The organism is Anaerolineales bacterium, assembly GCA_019637805.1.
GTDB lineage: Bacteria > Chloroflexota > Anaerolineae > Anaerolineales > UBA11579 > JAMCZK01.
In genome coordinates, this window is sequence record JAHBVB010000001.1 from 1 (window position 1) to 16,928 (window position 16,928).

9 protein-coding genes are annotated in these 16,928 nt (G+C 65.1%); 6 read left to right on the forward strand and 3 right to left on the reverse strand.

The genetic code is table 11. The annotated features are described in order from the left end of the window. Positions 1–23: 23 nt before the first annotated feature. Positions 24–260, reverse strand: coding sequence for a PspC domain-containing protein (locus KF885_00005; GenBank protein MBX3047537.1), 237 nt, complete (start codon positions 258–260; stop codon positions 24–26). Between the two features lie 50 nt (positions 261–310). Next, positions 311–1,531, reverse strand: coding sequence for an acetyl-CoA C-acetyltransferase (locus KF885_00010; protein MBX3047538.1), 1,221 nt, complete (start codon positions 1,529–1,531; stop codon positions 311–313). Between the two features lie 107 nt (positions 1,532–1,638). Here KF885_00010 and KF885_00015 point away from each other — a divergent pair, with 107 nt between their 5' ends. Further along, positions 1,639–2,553 (forward strand): DMT family transporter, encoded by a 915-nt coding sequence (locus KF885_00015; protein ID MBX3047539.1) that lies wholly within the window; start codon positions 1,639–1,641, stop codon positions 2,551–2,553. 8 nt (positions 2,554–2,561) lie between these two features. After that, positions 2,562–3,452, forward strand: coding sequence for a dihydrodipicolinate synthase family protein (locus KF885_00020; protein ID MBX3047540.1), 891 nt, complete (start codon positions 2,562–2,564; stop codon positions 3,450–3,452). 13 nt (positions 3,453–3,465) lie between these two features. Here the strand turns inward: KF885_00020 and KF885_00025 are convergent, their stop codons facing one another. Next, positions 3,466–3,759 carry a hypothetical protein gene (locus tag KF885_00025; protein MBX3047541.1) on the reverse strand — a complete coding sequence of 98 codons (294 nt, stop codon included), beginning with the start codon at positions 3,757–3,759 and terminating at the stop codon, positions 3,466–3,468. On the opposite strand from KF885_00025, the gene KF885_00030 reads away from it, so the two are divergent. The 4 genes from KF885_00030 (at position 3,740) to KF885_00045 (ending at position 16,923) form a co-directional block, all read left to right on the forward strand. Further along, positions 3,740–11,767, forward strand: coding sequence for an isopeptide-forming domain-containing fimbrial protein (locus tag KF885_00030; protein ID MBX3047542.1), 8,028 nt, complete (start codon positions 3,740–3,742; stop codon positions 11,765–11,767). The genes KF885_00025 and KF885_00030 overlap by 20 nt on opposite strands. A gap of 85 nt (positions 11,768–11,852) precedes the next feature. After that, a complete protein-coding gene (locus KF885_00035; protein MBX3047543.1) occupies positions 11,853–13,211 on the forward strand; it encodes an FAD-binding oxidoreductase in 1,359 nt (452 codons plus the stop codon). Positions 13,212–13,373: 162 nt separating this feature from the next. Further along, the gene (ftsH, locus tag KF885_00040) at positions 13,374–15,209 is read left to right on the forward strand and encodes an ATP-dependent zinc metalloprotease FtsH (GenBank protein ID MBX3047544.1); all 1,836 of its coding nucleotides are present in this window, start codon (positions 13,374–13,376) and stop codon (positions 15,207–15,209) included. Between the two features lie 55 nt (positions 15,210–15,264). Next, positions 15,265–16,923: an AMP-binding protein gene (locus KF885_00045; protein ID MBX3047545.1), complete on the forward strand. Its 1,659-nt coding sequence runs from the start codon at positions 15,265–15,267 to the stop codon at positions 16,921–16,923. Positions 16,924–16,928: the final 5 nt, after the last annotated feature.

Consider the following 16,928-nt stretch of genomic DNA (forward strand, 5'->3'; position numbering starts at 1 on the left):
GCGCCGCCCATCGGGCGGCGCTTTTATGAAGTCTTGCGCGTGCGCGGCTTGCGCGCCGGCGTCGCGTCCACGTCGGGCTCCTCCGGCACGACAATCCACATCACCACGTAGACCAGGACGCCCACGCCCCAGAAGATGAAGGCAAAGGCGAACAGCAGGCGGACGATGGTCGGGTCGATATCCAGAAAATCGCCAAGGCCGGCGGCCACGCCGCCGAGCATGCGATTTTCACGGGAGCGATACAGTCGTTTAGCAGTCACGGCATCTCCTTTTCATTATTAAGTACGAGATGTCCTTCGAATGGTTACGCTCAGTCGCCAATCCACTCCACGATCGTGGCTTCGCCCTGCCCCACGCCCACGCACATCGTCGCCAGGCCGTAGAACGGCCGCGGCTGCCCCGCGGCGCGGCGGCGCATTTCGTGCACCAGGGTGCCAAGGATGCGCGCCCCGGAGCAGCCCAGCGGGTGACCCAGGGCGATGGCCCCGCCGTTCACGTTGGTGATTTCGGGGTCCAGGCCCAACTCGCGGATCACCGCCAGCGATTGCACGGCAAAGGCCTCGTTGAGCTCGACCAGGCCGATGTCGCCGATGCTCAGGCCGGCGCGGGCCAGCGCCTTACGCGTCGCCGGCACCGGGCCGAGGCCCATCACCCGCGGCGGCACGCCGGCCGCCGCGGAAGCCGCCACGCGGGCCAGCGGCCTGAGGCCCAGCGCGGCAGCCTTCTCGGCGCTGGTCAGCAGCAGGGCCGCAGCGCCGTCGTTCAGCCCAGAGGAATTGCCCGCCGTCACTGTGCCGTCTTTACGGAACGCTGGGCGCAGTTTGGCCAGGCCCTCCATGCTCGTGTCACGGCGCGGGCGTTCGTCGGCCTCCACCAGCACGGGGTCGCCCTTGCGCTGCGGCACGGGCACCGGCACGAGCTCATCGGCGAAGCGCCCGGCATCCATCGCGGCGATGGCGCGCTGGTGGCTGAGCAGCGCGAAAGCATCCTGCTCCTCGCGGCTGATCGGCGTGTCGTCGTAGATGTTCTCGGCGGTTTCGCCCATCGAGTCGTTGCCGTATTGTTCTTTGAGCGCCGGGTTGGGGTAGCGCCAGCCCAAGGTCGTGTCCCACATGGTCACGTTGCCATAGGCGAAGGCCTCGGCGGCCTTGGGCACGGAGTACGGCGCGCGGCTCATGCTCTCCACGCCGGCGGCGATGTACACATCGCCCTCGCCGGCCTTGATCGCCCGGGCGGCCATGTTGACCGCCTGCAAGCCGGAGGCGCACAGGCGGTTGACAGTGACCGCAGCCACTTCCACCGGCAGGCCGGCGAGCAGCACAGCCATGCGGGCCACGTTGCGGTTGTCTTCGCCGGCCTGGTTGGCGCAGCCCATGTAGACCTCTTCGATTTCGGCGGGGTCAATCGGGTTGCGTTCGACCAGCGCTTTGAGCACCAGGGCGGCCATGTCGTCTGGCCGCACCGCAGCCAGGGCGCCGCCCAGCGCGCCAATTGGGGTGCGCACCGCGTCGATAATTACAGCTTCAGGCATAAGTCTTCATTCCTCGGGAATAGAGAATGCAATTCGTGCAATCCATTGTAAATGATACGCCGTCGGGTTTGGGACTACAATGGGCGGGCTAAGCCAACGAGGTCATCGTGCCCCCATTCCCCTTTGCCGGTGAACTGGCCGCCCTGGCGGCCTCACTGTTCTTTTCCATCGGCCCCACATTCTTCACCCTTAGCGGACGCCTGATCGGCTCGGCGGTGCTCAACCGCAGCCGCTTGCTGCTGGCGACCAGTGTACTGATCCTGATCCACTGGCTGCTTTACGGCCAGCCTTTGCCCTTTGGGTCGGACCTGGAGCACTGGGGCTGGTTCGCGCTCTCCGGTGTCATCGGCCTGACCCTGGGCGATGCCGCCCTGTTCCAGGCCTTCGTGCAAATCGGCCCGCGGCTGAGCATGCTGGTCTACAGCCTGGCGCCGATCGTCACAGCGGTTCTGGGCTGGTTGTGGCTGGGAGACAGGCTGAGTCCCCCGCAAGCCCTGGGCATCGGCGTGACCCTGCTGGGCGTGCTCTGGGTGGTTTCGGAGCGCCAGGAGAGCAGTGGGACGCAAATTGAGCCGCGCGCTTATGCATCCGGCCTGTTCCTGGCCCTTCTGGGCGCCATCGGGCAGGCCATCGGCTTGGTAACCGCCCGGCAGGGCTTTGAGGGCGACATGGCGGTGCTCTCCGGCCAGGTGCTGCGCATGGGCACCGCGGCGGTGGCGATTTGGCTATTTGCCATATTGCGAGGCCAGGTCGGGAACACGTTTAACACCCTCAGAGCCAACCCGTTGGGCGTACGCTTCATGATGTTGGCCGTGGCCTTTGGCCCGGTGATGGGCGTTTGGACCTCATTGGCTTCGGTAAAGTACGCCGCCAATATCGGTGTGGCCAGCACGCTGCAATCGCTGCCGCCGATCTTCCTGATCGCCATCGGCTATTTCTTCTTTAAGGAGCGAGTTAGCTGGCGGGCCATGGTGGGCACCCTGGTCGCACTGACGGGCGTGGCTTTGCTGTTCATCTTATAATGGCCGCCATGTCGCTCACTCACCCCCTGGCCGGCGTATACGCGGCCGCAGTAACCCCTTGCAGTCCATCCGGCGAATTCGACCCGCAGGGCATGCATACCCTGCTGGACTTCCTCGCCGCGCGCGGCTGCCACGGCAGCCTGCTGCTGGGCACCACCGGTGAAGGGCCGTCGTTCTCGACGGGCGAGCGCCTGGCGATCTGGGGCGCGGCGGCCGCCTGGCGGCAGGGGCAGCCGGGTTTCCGGCTGCTGGCCGGAACCGGCACGCCCAGCCTGGGGGAGACCATCGAACTGACCCGCGCCGCCTTCGAACTGGGTTTCGAAGCCGCCGTGGTGCTGCCGCCCTACTTCATCCGCAACGCCAGCGAAGATGGCCTGTTCGACTGGTACGCGGCGCTCATCGAAGCTGCCGTGCCGGATGGGCGCACCCTGCTCGGCTACCACATCCCCGCGGTGAGCGGTGTGGCCCTGCCGCTCAGCTTGCTGCAGCGGCTGGCCGCGGCCTACGGCGAGAAGTTCGGCGGGCTCAAAGACTCCTCCGGCAGCCTGGAATCGGCCCAGGCCTACATCGCCGGGCTGCCGGGCAAGGCAGTCCTTGTAGGCAGCGACAAACTGCTGGCCGCCGGCCTGGCCTCCGGCGCGACCGGCTGCATCACCGCGCTCGCCAACATGAACTCGGCCGAAGCCCGCGCCATCTACGACGCTCACGCTCGCGGCGAAGACACCGCCGCCATGCAGGCCGAGCTGGACATCCAACGCAACGCGATGGAAAGCATGCCTCCCGCCCCGGCCTACCTGAAAGCGCTGCTGCACACCCACCACGGCCTGCCGCGCTGGGCGGTGAAACCGCCGCTGCGCGATTTCAGCGCAGAGCAAGTGCACCAGGCCACGGCCCTGTGACAACCACTAGGAATTAAGTCACGATACAAACCAACAGCGGGGTTTGTTTTATGTTATAATGAGAATAGGTTGTGCCTTGAGGGGCTAGTAACTCATGCGCCCAGCCGGCAATCTCGGATTCATGGTGGCAAACATTGCGCAAACTGCGGGATTTGTCCCGGCTGGCTAAAACCCCCAAACTAATCCCTTTTTCGTTGGTTTTGGCCATCCTATTGGCGGCAGTTTTTCCGGCGCTCAGCGCTGCAGCCGCCCCTTCTCTGGCCGCGCCGCCAGCGGTCAGTCTGTCCGTGCCATCCGAGGTTTTCATCGGGCAGAATGTCTCCTTCACCGCGGCGTTCAGCAACCCGGATATCGACCCGGGTTATGGGCCCCTGCTGGACATCATCCTCCCGGCCACGGGCATGGACGGCGATGACGGCCTGGGCAACACCTCGATCCAGGCGTCTTATCTGGGCTCCCCGCTGACGCCGTCTGTCGTTCCTTTCGACCTGACCTGCCAGGCGCAGCACCCCTTCCTGCGAGATGCCACGGGCAGCTTTGTGATCGTGACTTGCCCGGCCGGCGTGCAGCCCGGCGACCTGCTGGTAGCCATGCGCCTGCCCTTTGGCTCGTTCACCCCAGAGCAGCCGGCTGCGCTGGTGGACATCACCGTGGACATGAGCAACTTCGCCGACATAGGCGCCCCGCTAACCATCCTGGCGCGCGGCAGCTACGAGTTCGGCTACACGCCGGTGAACGACCTGCCCACCGACCCGCCCTCAGCCACCAGCAGCGCCTGGAGCAGCGGCGCGGTCACCCCCACTCTGGTGCAGTTCAGCAAATCGTACAGCGGCCCCGAGGGCGAAACGGCCACCGGGCCGAACTACCCGCGACAATACACCATCCAGGCCGTGGTCGCACCCGGGCAGACGATTTCCGGCCTGGAGCTGATCGACCACCTGCCAGACAATGTGCAGTTCGTCAGCTTGGTATCAAACAACCCCGCGGCCGCCTGCACGCTGCCCTCCACCACGGTTCCCGGCGGCACGCTCTCCTGCACTTTCACCAATCCGGTTAGCGGCACGGCTACGATCACTTTTAGCTTCTACATCCCCCTGGAGGACGCCGGGGGCAACCGGGTGATCCACCCGGAAACTGCGGACGATGCCATCTCCTGCAACAACACGGCCCTGGATGGGCTCTGGGCGCCGCTTGACCCGCGCGATTGGGACGGGGTCAACCCCGAGCCGGTGCAAATGGACCAGGCCGGCTGCGAGCACACCCTCAACGACAAATCGATTGCCATCCAGAAAAGCCTCACGGTGGTGGGCGGCGGGCCGCCGATCCCGGGAGCGCTGCTCGAATACACGCTGGACATCCAGATTTCGGATTTCTTCGCCTTCGACAACGTCATCCTGACCGACATCATCTCAGACGGGCAGCACTTCTTCCCCGGCTTCACCCCTACGCTGATCGTCAACGGCAACGGCTACAGTCTGGCCTCGGCCGCATTCGCGGCGGCCAACTTCACCGTCTCGTGCAACTACACTGGCGCCGCGCTGCCCAGCGAGTGCACCGAGCTGGACCCCGCCGCGGATACGGGCGAGACCACGCTGATCTTCCGCGTGTCCGACGAAATCGCCACCCGCGGCCAGGATCCGCGCCTGGTCGGCGGCTGCATCGACCCGGGGGCCGGTAACGCCAACCCGGACTGCAGCGCGCACAACGACGGCGCCACCACGGCGCGAGTGGTCTTCCGCACTCAAGTGCAGCAGGTATATACGGACGACTTCGTCGGCACCCCGAGCGTGGACCAGGGCGATGGGCTGGACAACGCGGTCACCACCCGCGGCCGCGTGCTGGATACGGCCACGCTGAACGCATACAACCCGGAGCAATTCGAGGAAGACGCCAGCGGCGCGAGCGCCTCCATCGGAGTCGGCGCGGTCAGCAAATCGATCTATGCGGTCAACGGCAACACTGTCGTGGTGCCGCCCGTGGAGGCGGCCCCGGGGGATGTGATTACCTATCGCATCCAATACAGCCTGCCCACCGGCGACGTGGAGAACCTGTTCTTCGAAGATTATTTGCCCCTGCCCGTCTTCCGGGTGACAGACCCGGATGCCAATGGCGTGTTCGGGCCTCCCTGGCAGTTCGTGGTCAATGCATGCGCCACAGCGGATGCTACCGTGCCCCCCGCCGGTTTCGTCAAATATGGCCCGAACGAGACCTACTGCGCCTACAGCGGCATCCTGCCAACGCTTTCAACCAATGCCGCCAACAACCGCCTGGATATTTTTTATGGCGATTTCGACGGAGTGTTCGAAGCGCCCTACACGATCGACCTGCTCTTCTCAGTCACGCTGACCGACGAGCCGTTCGCCGACCGCCTCTTCCTGACCAACCAGGCGCAGTCCTCGGAGAGCAACACCAGCGCACAGGCTTCCACGGCCAGCGCCCTGGCGCAGTTCATCCTCACCCAGCCCATGCTGAATATCAGCAAGGGCGTCGTTGGGGTGGACAATCCGGCAGGCGTGATCGCGCCGCTGCCGGTGGGGCCGGTCGTCTTTAGCCTGGCCGCCTGCCCGCGATTCGCCGGCACGATTTCATCCACCAACCTGGCCGCCAACCCGGTGGACAGCAACCTGAGCATGGTGGACGCCGGCGATGTGGTCACCATGGCCATCATCGTGGAAAACAGCGGGTCCGGTGTCGCCGGAGCCTTCGACGTTTTGCTGCGTGATGAACTGCCCGCCGGCCTCAATCTGGTGCCCGGCAGTCTGTGCGTCACCAACGGCGCCGGTACGCCGCTGGCCTATTCCGGAGCCGAAGCGGACTTCTTCACGCCCACCGGCATCGAGCTGGTCGACCCGGTGGATGGCGCGCTGGCCGTTTCCCATCCCAACAATGGCCTGAACATCGCCGTGATCACCTACCAGGTGATCCTGGACGGCAGTGTGGAAGCCGGCGAAGTGCTGGTGAACACCGCGTCCATATTGGATTATGCCGGCGTGGAGGACGGTGCCTCCCACCTAGTGAACCCACTGGAAGACACCGCCGAGATCACCCTGGCGGAACCGGAGGCCACCAAGACTCTGGTGACCACCGAGATCAGCGACGCCTTCAACGACCATACCGAGGCGGTGATCGGCGAGATGGTCACCTACGAAGTGACGCTGCGCTTCCCCGAAGGGGTGACGCCCGGGGCTATTCTGGTTGACACGCTGGATGCGGGCCTGGCGTTTGTGGACTGCCTGGCAGTCAGCCGCTCCTCAGCCGACCTGACCAGCAACCTCGGCGCGGGCGACTTCTCCGACCGTTGCGCCAGCGCGGTGATTGGCCCCAATGGAGGCACGATTACTTTCGATCTGGGCGATGTAAGCAACGCCAACACCGACAACGCCCAGGACGAGACGCTGACTATCCAGTATCGGGTGATCGTGGTCAACCAGTCAAGCAACCAGGCGGGGACGCAACTGAACAACCAGGCCACGCTGAACTTCCAGGCCGGCAGCGTTTCGGCCTCGGCGCCCAACGTGCGCGTGATCGAGCCGACGGTGAACACGATCAAATCGGCGCTGCCCACCAGCGGCGACGGTGGCGACACGATCACTTTCTCGATCACGATGAGCAGCCCCATGGGAGTCAACGCGGCGGTTGCCCACGATGTGACCTGGAGCGACACCATCCCAGCCCACATGACCTATGTGGCAGCTTCCCTTGCTGAGGGCGCCTGCAGCGTTTCGCCTGCCCTGAACGATACGCTGCCCACCCTGACAGCCACCTGGAGCGCGATCAACCCCGGGCAGAGCTGTACGCTCACCTTCCAGGCGACGATCAACCACACCGCAGTCCCCGGTCAAACCCTGACCAACACAGCCGAAACGCGCTGGACGAGCCTGCCCGGCGACGAGTCGGCCCCGCGCTCGCCCTTCAACGCCAACTCGGTGGAGCGCAGCGGGGCGGGCGGTTTGCTTGGTTTAGGCGCGCTGAACGATTACCGCACCCAGGGCCAGGCGAGCGTGACGATCAGCGCCACCACGCCGGAAAAATTCCTGCTCATGACCTCCGAAGACCACACCACCACGATTGCGGGCGTGCCCCGCGTGGCCATCGGTGAAATCGTGCGCTACCGGCTGGTGATCCAGCTGCCCGAGGGGGCCGCCCCCAACTTCCAGATCCGGGACAACCTGCCCGCGGGGCTGGTCTTTGTCAACGACGGCACGGCCAAAGCCGCGTTCGTCTCCACCGGCGGAATCGTCTCGGCCGGCGTTGGCATTGTGTCCGCAGTGAGCGATGCCAACTGCCAGTTCGCCGGCAATGCGGCCGACGGAGTCAATCCGGCCATCCCGGCCGCCTGCCCGGCGCTGGCCAACGAGAACGTGGGCAGCACCAACAGCACCATCGCCGATGTGGACGGCTATCTCTCGGACACCGACCCGTTCTTCAAGCTGGGCAGCCTGCTGAACAACGACAGCGACGCGGACGATGAGTACATCATCCTCGAGTTCAACGCGTTGGTGATGAACATCGCCGGCAATGGCACCGGCACCGACCGGGACAACACCTTCCACGTCTTCATCGATGGCAACCAGGTGGGGCTGGAATCGAACAGCGTGCAGGTACGCACTGCCCAGCCCGCGCTCACGCTGGCCAAGGCTTCCGTGCTAGACCCCTCGCAGGATGCGGGCGATGCCCTGGTGTACACGCTGACCATCTCGGCAGCCAGCGGCGCCGACCAGGCCACTGCCTTTGACCTGCAAGTGGTGGATGTGGTGGACAGCGCCTTGAGTGTGGGCGCGGTCAATGTCATCTCCACCCAGGGCGCTACCTGTAGCGGCGGCACGGCCTTCGCCACCAATGCGCTGACCGTCGGGCAAACCGTCACGGTCACCGCCTCTTGCCTCGACCCCGGCGCCAGCATCACCGTGACGATCAACACCACCGTGGCCGCCAGCGCCACGGCGGGGCAGATCATCCCCAACAGCGCAGACCTCAGCTATACCAGCCTGCCCGGCGATTTTGGCACCAGCGGCAACCCTACCGGCTCTTACCTGGGTACACTGCTGGCCTTTGGCTACGAATCGAATCCAAGCCAGCAGCACGGCGAACGCACCGGCGCCGGCGGGGTGAACGCGTATGCCGATGCGGACAACATCCAGGATGCGCTCTCGACGCCGGCGATCACCAAGCTGCAGCCCGTGCCGGCGGCTTACACCATCGGCGACCTGGTCACCTACGATATTCTGGTCACCCTGCCCGAGGGCATCACCCCGCAGTTGGTCGTGTTCGATGACCTGCCGGACGGTCTGGTCTACCAAAGCCACACGGTGATCACCAGCGCGGCGGCCAGCGGTGGCCTGCTGGCGGCGGACTTCGCCGGCACCTTGCTGGCGCCCGCCATAGACCTGACCGGGGGCGACCTGAGCCTGGCCTTTGGCGACGCCACCACAACCGCGGATAACGTGACCACCAACAACACCTTCATGGTGCGCGTGGAAACGCTGGTGGCCAACGTGATCGGCAACCAGAACGGCACTGCCCTGGAGAACACCGCCACACTCGACTGGCTGGGCGGCACACCCCTGGCTTCCGGCCCAATTGTGATCACGGTAATCGAACCGGAGCTGCAGATCGTCAAGGGCGTGGACAACCCCACGCCCGGCCTCGGCCAGACGGTCACATTCAGCCTGACCATCAGCCACCTGCCGGGCAGCACTTCGCCCGCCCTGGATGTACTCCTGTTCGACGATGTGCCCGCGGAGCTGCTGGTGGACCTGGCCACGCTGGCGTTCAGCGACACCCCGGCGAACTGCGCGGTTGGCGTGGACACCAGCAGCAGTGCCGGCAACGTGATAGAGGCCAGTGTGGACGAGCTGCCGCTGGGCTGCTCGCTGGAGATCACCTTTGATGCGCTGGTCCAGTTCCCCGGAGTGCTCTTGGGCGACACGATCACCAACGACGTTGCGATCAGCTGGACTTCGCAGCCGGGGCCGAACGGAGACGAGAGAGACGGCTCGGGCGGCGTGAACGATTACAGCGCCGATGACAGCCTTGTCCTGACTGTGGAGGGCGTGGACCTGGCGATCACCAAGGATGATGGCGGCATCAATGTGGATCCTGGAGACGATATTGATTACACGCTGAGCTATGTCAACAATGGCAATGCGGATGCCACGGGCGTAGTGATCACCGAAACCGTGCCCGATTACACCACCTTCAATGCCGCCCTGAGCACCGTAGGCTGGAGCTGCGCGAACGGCAGCCCGGCCGGGACGGTGTGCACCTTCCCGCTGGGCACGATCGCCAGCGGCGCCTCCGCCACGGTGAACTTCGTGGTCACCGTGATCACGCCGCTGCCGGCGGCCATCACCGAGACGCTGAACACGACCCGCATCGACGACGACGGCAGCAAGGGCCTCGATCCCACGCCCAGCGACAACGAAGACAGCGACATCACCCCGCTGCAGGCCGTGCCCGACTTGGAGATACTCAAGGACAACGGCGTGTCGATCGTCGCCCCCGGAAGCATCTTCACCTACACTCTGACGATCAGCAACATCGGCAACCAGGATGCCACCGGCGTGGCTGTCAGCGATACGCTGCCGCCCCAGGTCACCTTCCTCAGCGCCATCGACAGCGGCGTTGAAGCCGGCGGCATCGTCACCTGGCCGCTGTTCGACCTGGCCTCCGGCGACACGGTGACCCGTACAGTCACCGTTCAGGTCAACGATCCATTTACGCCGTTCGCCACCCAGATCACCAACCAGGCCACGGTAACGGACGACGGCACCAACGGCCCGGACCCCGACCTGAGCAACAACACGGATGACGACACTGACCAGTTGGTCAGCCTGGCCAATCTGAACATTACCAAGCAGGTCACCGCGTCGAACCAGGCGTTTACCGCGCACCCGGAAGTGGCCATCGGCGAGATGGTCAGCTACGAAATCATCCTCAGCATCCCGCCCGGGGATTTGCCCGCCATGATGGTGGCAGATACCCTGACCGCCGGTCTGGCTTTTGTGGAGTGCGTGGAAGTGATCGCTTCGAGCGGCGACCTGACCACGACCCTTGCAGGGGGGTTCAGCTCGATCTGCAGTTCGGCCGTATTCGAGGAGGAGCCGACCGGCAGCGTGGAGCCGGTGGACCAGGGCCGCCGCATGGTGCTGGACTTTGGCGATGTGGCCAATACCGGCGCCGTCAACCACACGATCACCATCCGCTACACGGCCGTGGTGCTGAACTCGCTGGACAACGTGAGCCAAACGATACTGGCCAACAGCGCGCTATGGGAGTGGCAGAGCGGCCTGCTCAGCGTGCTGAGTGAGGACCTGATCGTCGTCGAACCGCAACTGGTCCTGGCGATGACCGCCGACCGGGATGTGGTGCTGCCGGGCCAGGCGGTGACCTTCCGGCTGACCCTGCAGCACACCTCGGGCAGCGAGACGGACGCCTTCGACGTGGTGCTCAGCAATCAGTTGCCGGCCAGCCTGGTCTTGATCCCCGGCACGCTGCGACATGTCTCCGGCCAAACGCCGACATTGCTGACCGAACTGGGCGCCAGTGTCGAAATCACCTGGGACCAGTTCCTGAACAATGGCCAGGACTCGGTGATCGAATTCCAGGCTTTGGTGGGCGCCGTCTCCGCGGGAGATGTGATCACCAACATCGCACTGGCCGAATGGAGCAGTCTGCCGGGCGATTTCAGCCTGCCGCAATCGTTGCACAACACCCTCTCGAGCGAACGCGCCTATCTGCCCGGCGACCCGCTCAACCCATACCTCACCGAAGCCAATGTAGAGCTGACCGTGCCGGGGGGGTTGCCGGCCACCGGCTTTGCCCCGGGCCAGGTGAGCGCCATCCCTGAGCCTGCCGGCCCGATGTACCAGGACCTGGGCGACCTGCGCATAGAAATCCCGAACATCAACATCTCGGAGAGTATCGTGGGCGTACCGCTGCAAAGCGAGCAGTGGGATGTGACCTGGTTGAACAACGACATCGGCTATCTGGACGGCACGGCTTACCCCACCCGCCCGGGCAATTCGATCCTCACCGCCCACGTCTACCTGGCTGATGGCCGCCCCGGCCCCTTCGTCAACCTGCACACGTTGAAGTGGGGCAACGAAGTGGTGGTTTACTCGGCCGGCTACAGATATGTCTACGAAGTGCGCGAAGTTTCGCTGGTCGATCCGGCAGACCTCTCCGTGCTGGAGGGTGACGGCTATACCTGGCTGACCCTGATCACCTGCCGCGGCTACGACGAAACCAACGACAGCTACCAGTGGCGCGTGGCGGTGAGAGCGGTACTGGTCCGCGTTGAGCCGGGCAGCTAACCCGCGTTCAAATTAGCCCTCAAGGCCGCCTGGAATTCCAGGCGGCCTTTTTGTACAGGCTGGCGTTTCAGGCTATCATCAGCAGATGAGCCACAAATCGGCCGAAGTCGTCATCTGCGGCGCGGGCATCCTCGGGGTCAGCGCCGCCTATTTCCTGAGCAGGCTGGGCGTTCGGGATATCGTGCTCATTGACCAACAGGCTCCGCTCACGCTGACATCCGACAAATCCACCGAGTGCTACCGCAACTGGTGGCCCGGCCCCGGCGATGCCATGGTGGCGCTGATGAACCGCAGCATCAGCCTGATGGAGGAAATGGCCGCGCAGAACGGCAACCTCTTCCACCTCAACCGGCGCGGCTATTTGTATGTGAGCACCGCCGCGGACGGCGCCGAGCGCCTGCGCGCCGCGGCCGCCGAGGCCAGCGGCCTGGGCGCCGGCGAACTGCGCGAGCACGGACCGGGCGCGCCGGGCTATCGGGCGCACCAGCCCGAAGGCGTGGGCGGCCCGCTGGGCGCCGACCTGCTGGACGGCGCCGCGGCACGGGCCGCCTTCCCCTACCTGAGCGCGGATACCCGCGCTGCGCTGCACGTGCGCCGCGCCGGCTGGCTCAGCGCGCAAACCTTCGGCATGTGGATGCTGGAGCAGGCCAAGGCCGCCGGCGCCGAAGTGGTCAGCGGGCGGCTGGCGGCGGTGGAGGCCAGCGCCGGGGCGGTCTCTGGCGTGGCGCTGGAGGACAGGAGCCAGATACGCACACCGGTGTTCATCAACGCCGCCGGGCCGTACCTCGGCCAGGTAAGCGCTCTGCTCGGGGTCGACATCCCGATCAGCAACGAAGTGCACCTCAAGGCGGCGTTCAACGACCACCTCGGCGCGCTGCCCCGCGAGGCGCCGTTGGTGATCTGCGCCGACGAACAGGAACTGGACTGGGCGCCGGAGGAGCGCGAGCTGCTGGCCAGCGACCCGCAGACCGCCGGCTTGCTTGAGCGGCTGCCCTCGGGGGCGCATACACGCCCGGAGGGCGACCGCGCCGCCCAGAGCATTCTGGTACTGTGGGATACGCACAACGAAGCCGTGGAGCCGACCTTCCCCATCGTCGAAGACCCGTTTTACGCTGAACTGGCCGTGCGCGGCCTGGCGCGTGTGCTGCCGGGCATGGCGGCCTACGCAAACCGCCTGCCGCGGCCGCAGGTGGACGGCGGCTACTACACCAAGACGCAAGAGAACCGCCCGCTGGCCGGGCCGCTGGGCGTGTCAGGCGCCTACCTCATCGGCGCTGCCTCGGGCTACGGCGTGATGGCCGCCGCCGGGCTGGCCGAGCTGCTCGCCGCGCACCTCACCGGCGGGGAGCTGCCCGGTTACGCACCGTTGTTCGAGTTCAGCCGCTACGCCGACCCGGATTACCAGGCGCAGCTGGCGGGCTGGGGCGAGAGCTGGCAGCTGTGAGGCCGGGTAAGAGTTCACCGTCGTAAGAGTCTTATAAGAAAGGCCGGCCGGGTAATGCGGTCGGGTCTAATTGGTATAATTCGACGAATGTCAATTTGCGATACCCGCAATCTTGGAGGCGCTTAAGTGAATACCCCCCGCAGCCGAGTATCGGTACTCTACCTGCTCTTTTTCGCTGCGCTGGTCTTTTTTGTTTTTGCAAGTTACTACCAGCGAATCAACACCCAGGAACCGCTCAGCATTAACCAGGTGGCCGCCGACATCCAGGCCGGCCGCGTGGCACGCGTCATCACCGACAACGACCGGCTAACCGTGGTCTACCGCAGCGGCGAAGAGCGCGCCGCGCAGAAAGAGCCCGTGGCCACCACTGTCGAACAGCTGATGGCCCTGGGCGTGACCCAGGAGCAGCTCACCGCCAACCGCATCACCATCGAGGTCAAACCGCCAAGCTCCTGGCTGGGCATAGCGACGGTGATGACCTACCTGCTGCCGGTCATCGTGCTGGCTGCGTTGCTTTGGTTCGTCTTCCGCCAGGCGCAGGGCAGCAACAACGCGGCGATGTCCTTCGGCAAATCGCGGGCGCGCATGTTCACCGGCGAAAGCCCTCAGGTGACCTTCAAGGATGTCGCCGGGGTGGAAGAGGCCAAAGTGGACCTGCAGGAGATCGTCGAGTTCCTCAAGGAACCCGACAAGTTCGTGCAGCTGGGCGCCCGCATCCCCAAGGGCGTGCTGCTGGTTGGCCGCCCGGGGACCGGCAAGACCCTGCTGGCCAAGGCCGTCTCCGGCGAAGCCGGCGTGCCTTTCTTCTCCATCTCCGGTTCCGAATTCGTCGAGATGTTCGTGGGCGTAGGCGCCAGCCGTGTGCGCGACCTCTTCGACCAGGCCAAGCGCCACTCGCCCTGCATTATCTTCATCGACGAAATCGACGCCGTGGGCCGCCAGCGCGGCGCCGGCCTGGGCGGCAGCCACGACGAGCGCGAACAGACGCTCAACCAGATGCTGGTGGAGATGGACGGCTTCGATACCGACACCAACATCATCATGATCGCCGCCACCAACCGCCCCGATATTTTGGACCCAGCGCTGCTGCGCCCCGGCCGCTTCGACCGCCGGGTGATGCTGGACGCGCCGGATGTGAAAGACCGCGAAGCCATCCTCAAGGTGCATGTGCGCGGCAAACCGCTGTCCAAGAGCGTCAAGCTGGATGTGATCGCCCGCGCCACCCCGGGCCTGGTGGGCGCCGACTTGGAGAACCTGGTCAACGAGGCGGCCATTCTGACCGCCCGGCGCAACAAGAAAGCCATCGGCATGGACGAGCTTCAGGAAGCCATTGAACGCAACATGATCGGCCCGGAGCGCAAGACGCGCATCATCACCCCGGACGAGAAGACCATCGTGGCCTACCACGAGGCCGGCCACGCCGTGGTGGCCCACGCCCTGCCCAACTGCGACCCGGTGCACAAAGTGACCATCGTGCCGCGCGGCCGCGCCGGCGGCTTCGTGCTGGCCCTGCCGGATGAGGACTACACCATGATCAGCCGGGCCAAGCTACTGGACCGCATGGCCTTCACGCTGGGCGGCCGCGCCGCCGAAGAGATCATCTTCGACGACATCACCTCCGGCGCCCAGAGCGACCTTGAGCACGTGACCCGTGTGGCGCGCGAAATGGTCACCCGCCTGGGCATGAGCAAAGAGTTGGGGCCGCGCGTGTACGGACAGAAAGAGGAACTGGTCTTCCTCGGCCGCGAGATTTCGGAACAGCGCGACTACTCCGAAGCGGTCGCCCAGAAGATCGACGAAGAAGTCCACAAACTGGTCGTGGAAGCCCTGACCCGGGCACGCAAGACCTTGACCAAATACAAGTCTCACCTGCACAAAGTGGCCAAGAAGCTGATGGAAGTGGAAACCCTCAGCCGGGAAGAGTTCGAAAAGCTCTTCCCCACGCCAGTACCCAAGCGCAGCGGCACGCCGCGTTTGGTCAGCGCCAACTCCCGCTAGCTTCAAAGAGCCAGGCAATGCCTGGCTCTTTCTTTTTAACTGTAAAATACCGCCCATGCCATCCACCGACCCCCAACGAACCCTGGGCTCCTATTTGCAGGAGCATGCAGACGCCCACCCCGACCAGACCGCGCTTACTTTCATGATTGGCGGCCAGCCGCAGCCGGTAAACCGCGCCCAGCTGCTGGCGCATGCGCGCGGGGCCGCGGCCCAACTGGCCGCACAGGGGGTTGGCCCGGGGGATGTGGTGCTTTTGGTGCTGCAACATTCGCTGGAATTGGTCTACTATTTTTGGGGGGCGGCCCTGCTGGGCGCAGTGCCTTCGATCTTCGCTTTCCTGACAGAGAAGCTGGACCCGGACCTTTACCGCCAGCGCATCAAAACCCTGGTGGAGCACTCGGAAGCCAAGGCGGTCGTCACCTATCCGGAAAATCAGGCCGCGTTGAGGGAGCTGCTGGCCGGACTGCCCGTGCAGCTGTTGGTCGCCGCAGGAATTCCGGAGGCGCCGACCGGCCCGCTGAGGGCCGCTGAAATAAGTGCGGAGGAGATCGGCCTGCTGCAGCACAGCAGCGGCAGCACCGGCATGCAAAAGGGCGTGGCCCTTTCACACGGCGCCGTGCTGCGCCAAATCGCCGCGTACCGCGCCGCGATCCAACTGGACCCGGAAACAGACGTGATCGTCAGCTGGCTGCCGCTGTATCACGACATGGGGCTGATCGCCGGCTTTGTGATGCCGATCATCACCGGAACGCACCTGGTGCTGATGTCGCCCTTCGAGTGGGTGCGCCAGCCGGGCTCTTTGCTGGATGCGATCCACACCTATCGCGGCACATTATGCTGGCTGCCCAACTTCGCCTACAACCTGCTGGCGCGCACCTTCCGGCCGCAAGAGGGTCTGGACCTGAGCAGCTGGCGGGCGGTCATCAATTGCTCCGAACCGGCACAGGCGGAAAGCCAGCAACTGCTGCTGGAAAAGCTGGCGCCCTACGGCTTCCGCGAGGAGGCCCTGGCGGTGAGCTATGCCATGGCAGAGAACACCTTTGCCGTCACTCAAACCCGCATCGGCCAACCCCCGCGGGTGGACACCGTGGAGATCGCCGCCATACAGGAGCGCGGCGCGGCCCAGCCCGCCGCCGAGGGCAAGCGCTTCGTCAGTTGCGGCCCGCCCATCGCAAGGGTCGAGCTGCGCGTCGTGGACGAGCAGGGACAGCCGCTGCCGGAGCGCCGGGTGGGCGAGATCGCCCTGCGCAGCGATTTCATGCTGAGCGGTTATCACAACCGCCCAGACCTGAGTGCCCAGGCGCTGACCGCCGACGGCTGGTACTTGAGCGGCGATATGGGCTACTTGGCGGATGGAGAACTCTACATCACGGGGCGCAAGAAAGACCTGATCATCGTGGGCGGCAAGAACATCTATCCGCAGGATATCGAAGCCATCGCCAGCCGCACACCGGGGGTGCACCCGGGGCGGGCGGTGGCGTTTGGCGTGTTTGATGAGCGCCAAGGGTCGGAAAAGATCGTGGTGCTGTGTGAGGCCGCCGCAGACGCCGACCCCGACGAGAGCGAGCGCCAGCTGCGCGCCGCCATCGTCAAAGAGACCGAAGTCACTTTGGGCGACTTCCGTTTCGTACCGCGCGGTTGGATCGTCAAGACCTCCAGCGGCAAGCAGGCCCGCAACGACAACCGCGAGAAATATCTGCGCGAGTTCAGTTAGAGAGA

Excerpts from the sequence above, each read along its gene's own strand:
- KF885_00010 (MBX3047538.1), bottom strand. The coding sequence starts at position 1,531 with ATGCCTGAAGCTGTAATTATCGACGCGGTGCGCACCCCAATTGGCGCG.
- KF885_00020 (MBX3047540.1), top strand. The coding sequence starts at position 2,562 with ATGTCGCTCACTCACCCCCTGGCCGGCGTATACGCGGCCGCAGTAACC.
- KF885_00025 (MBX3047541.1), bottom strand. The coding sequence starts at position 3,759 with ATGAAAACCTCGGATGGCACGGACAGACTGACCGCTGGCGGCGCGGCC.
- KF885_00035 (MBX3047543.1), top strand. The coding sequence starts at position 11,853 with ATGAGCCACAAATCGGCCGAAGTCGTCATCTGCGGCGCGGGCATCCTC.
- KF885_00045 (MBX3047545.1), top strand. The coding sequence starts at position 15,265 with ATGCCATCCACCGACCCCCAACGAACCCTGGGCTCCTATTTGCAGGAG.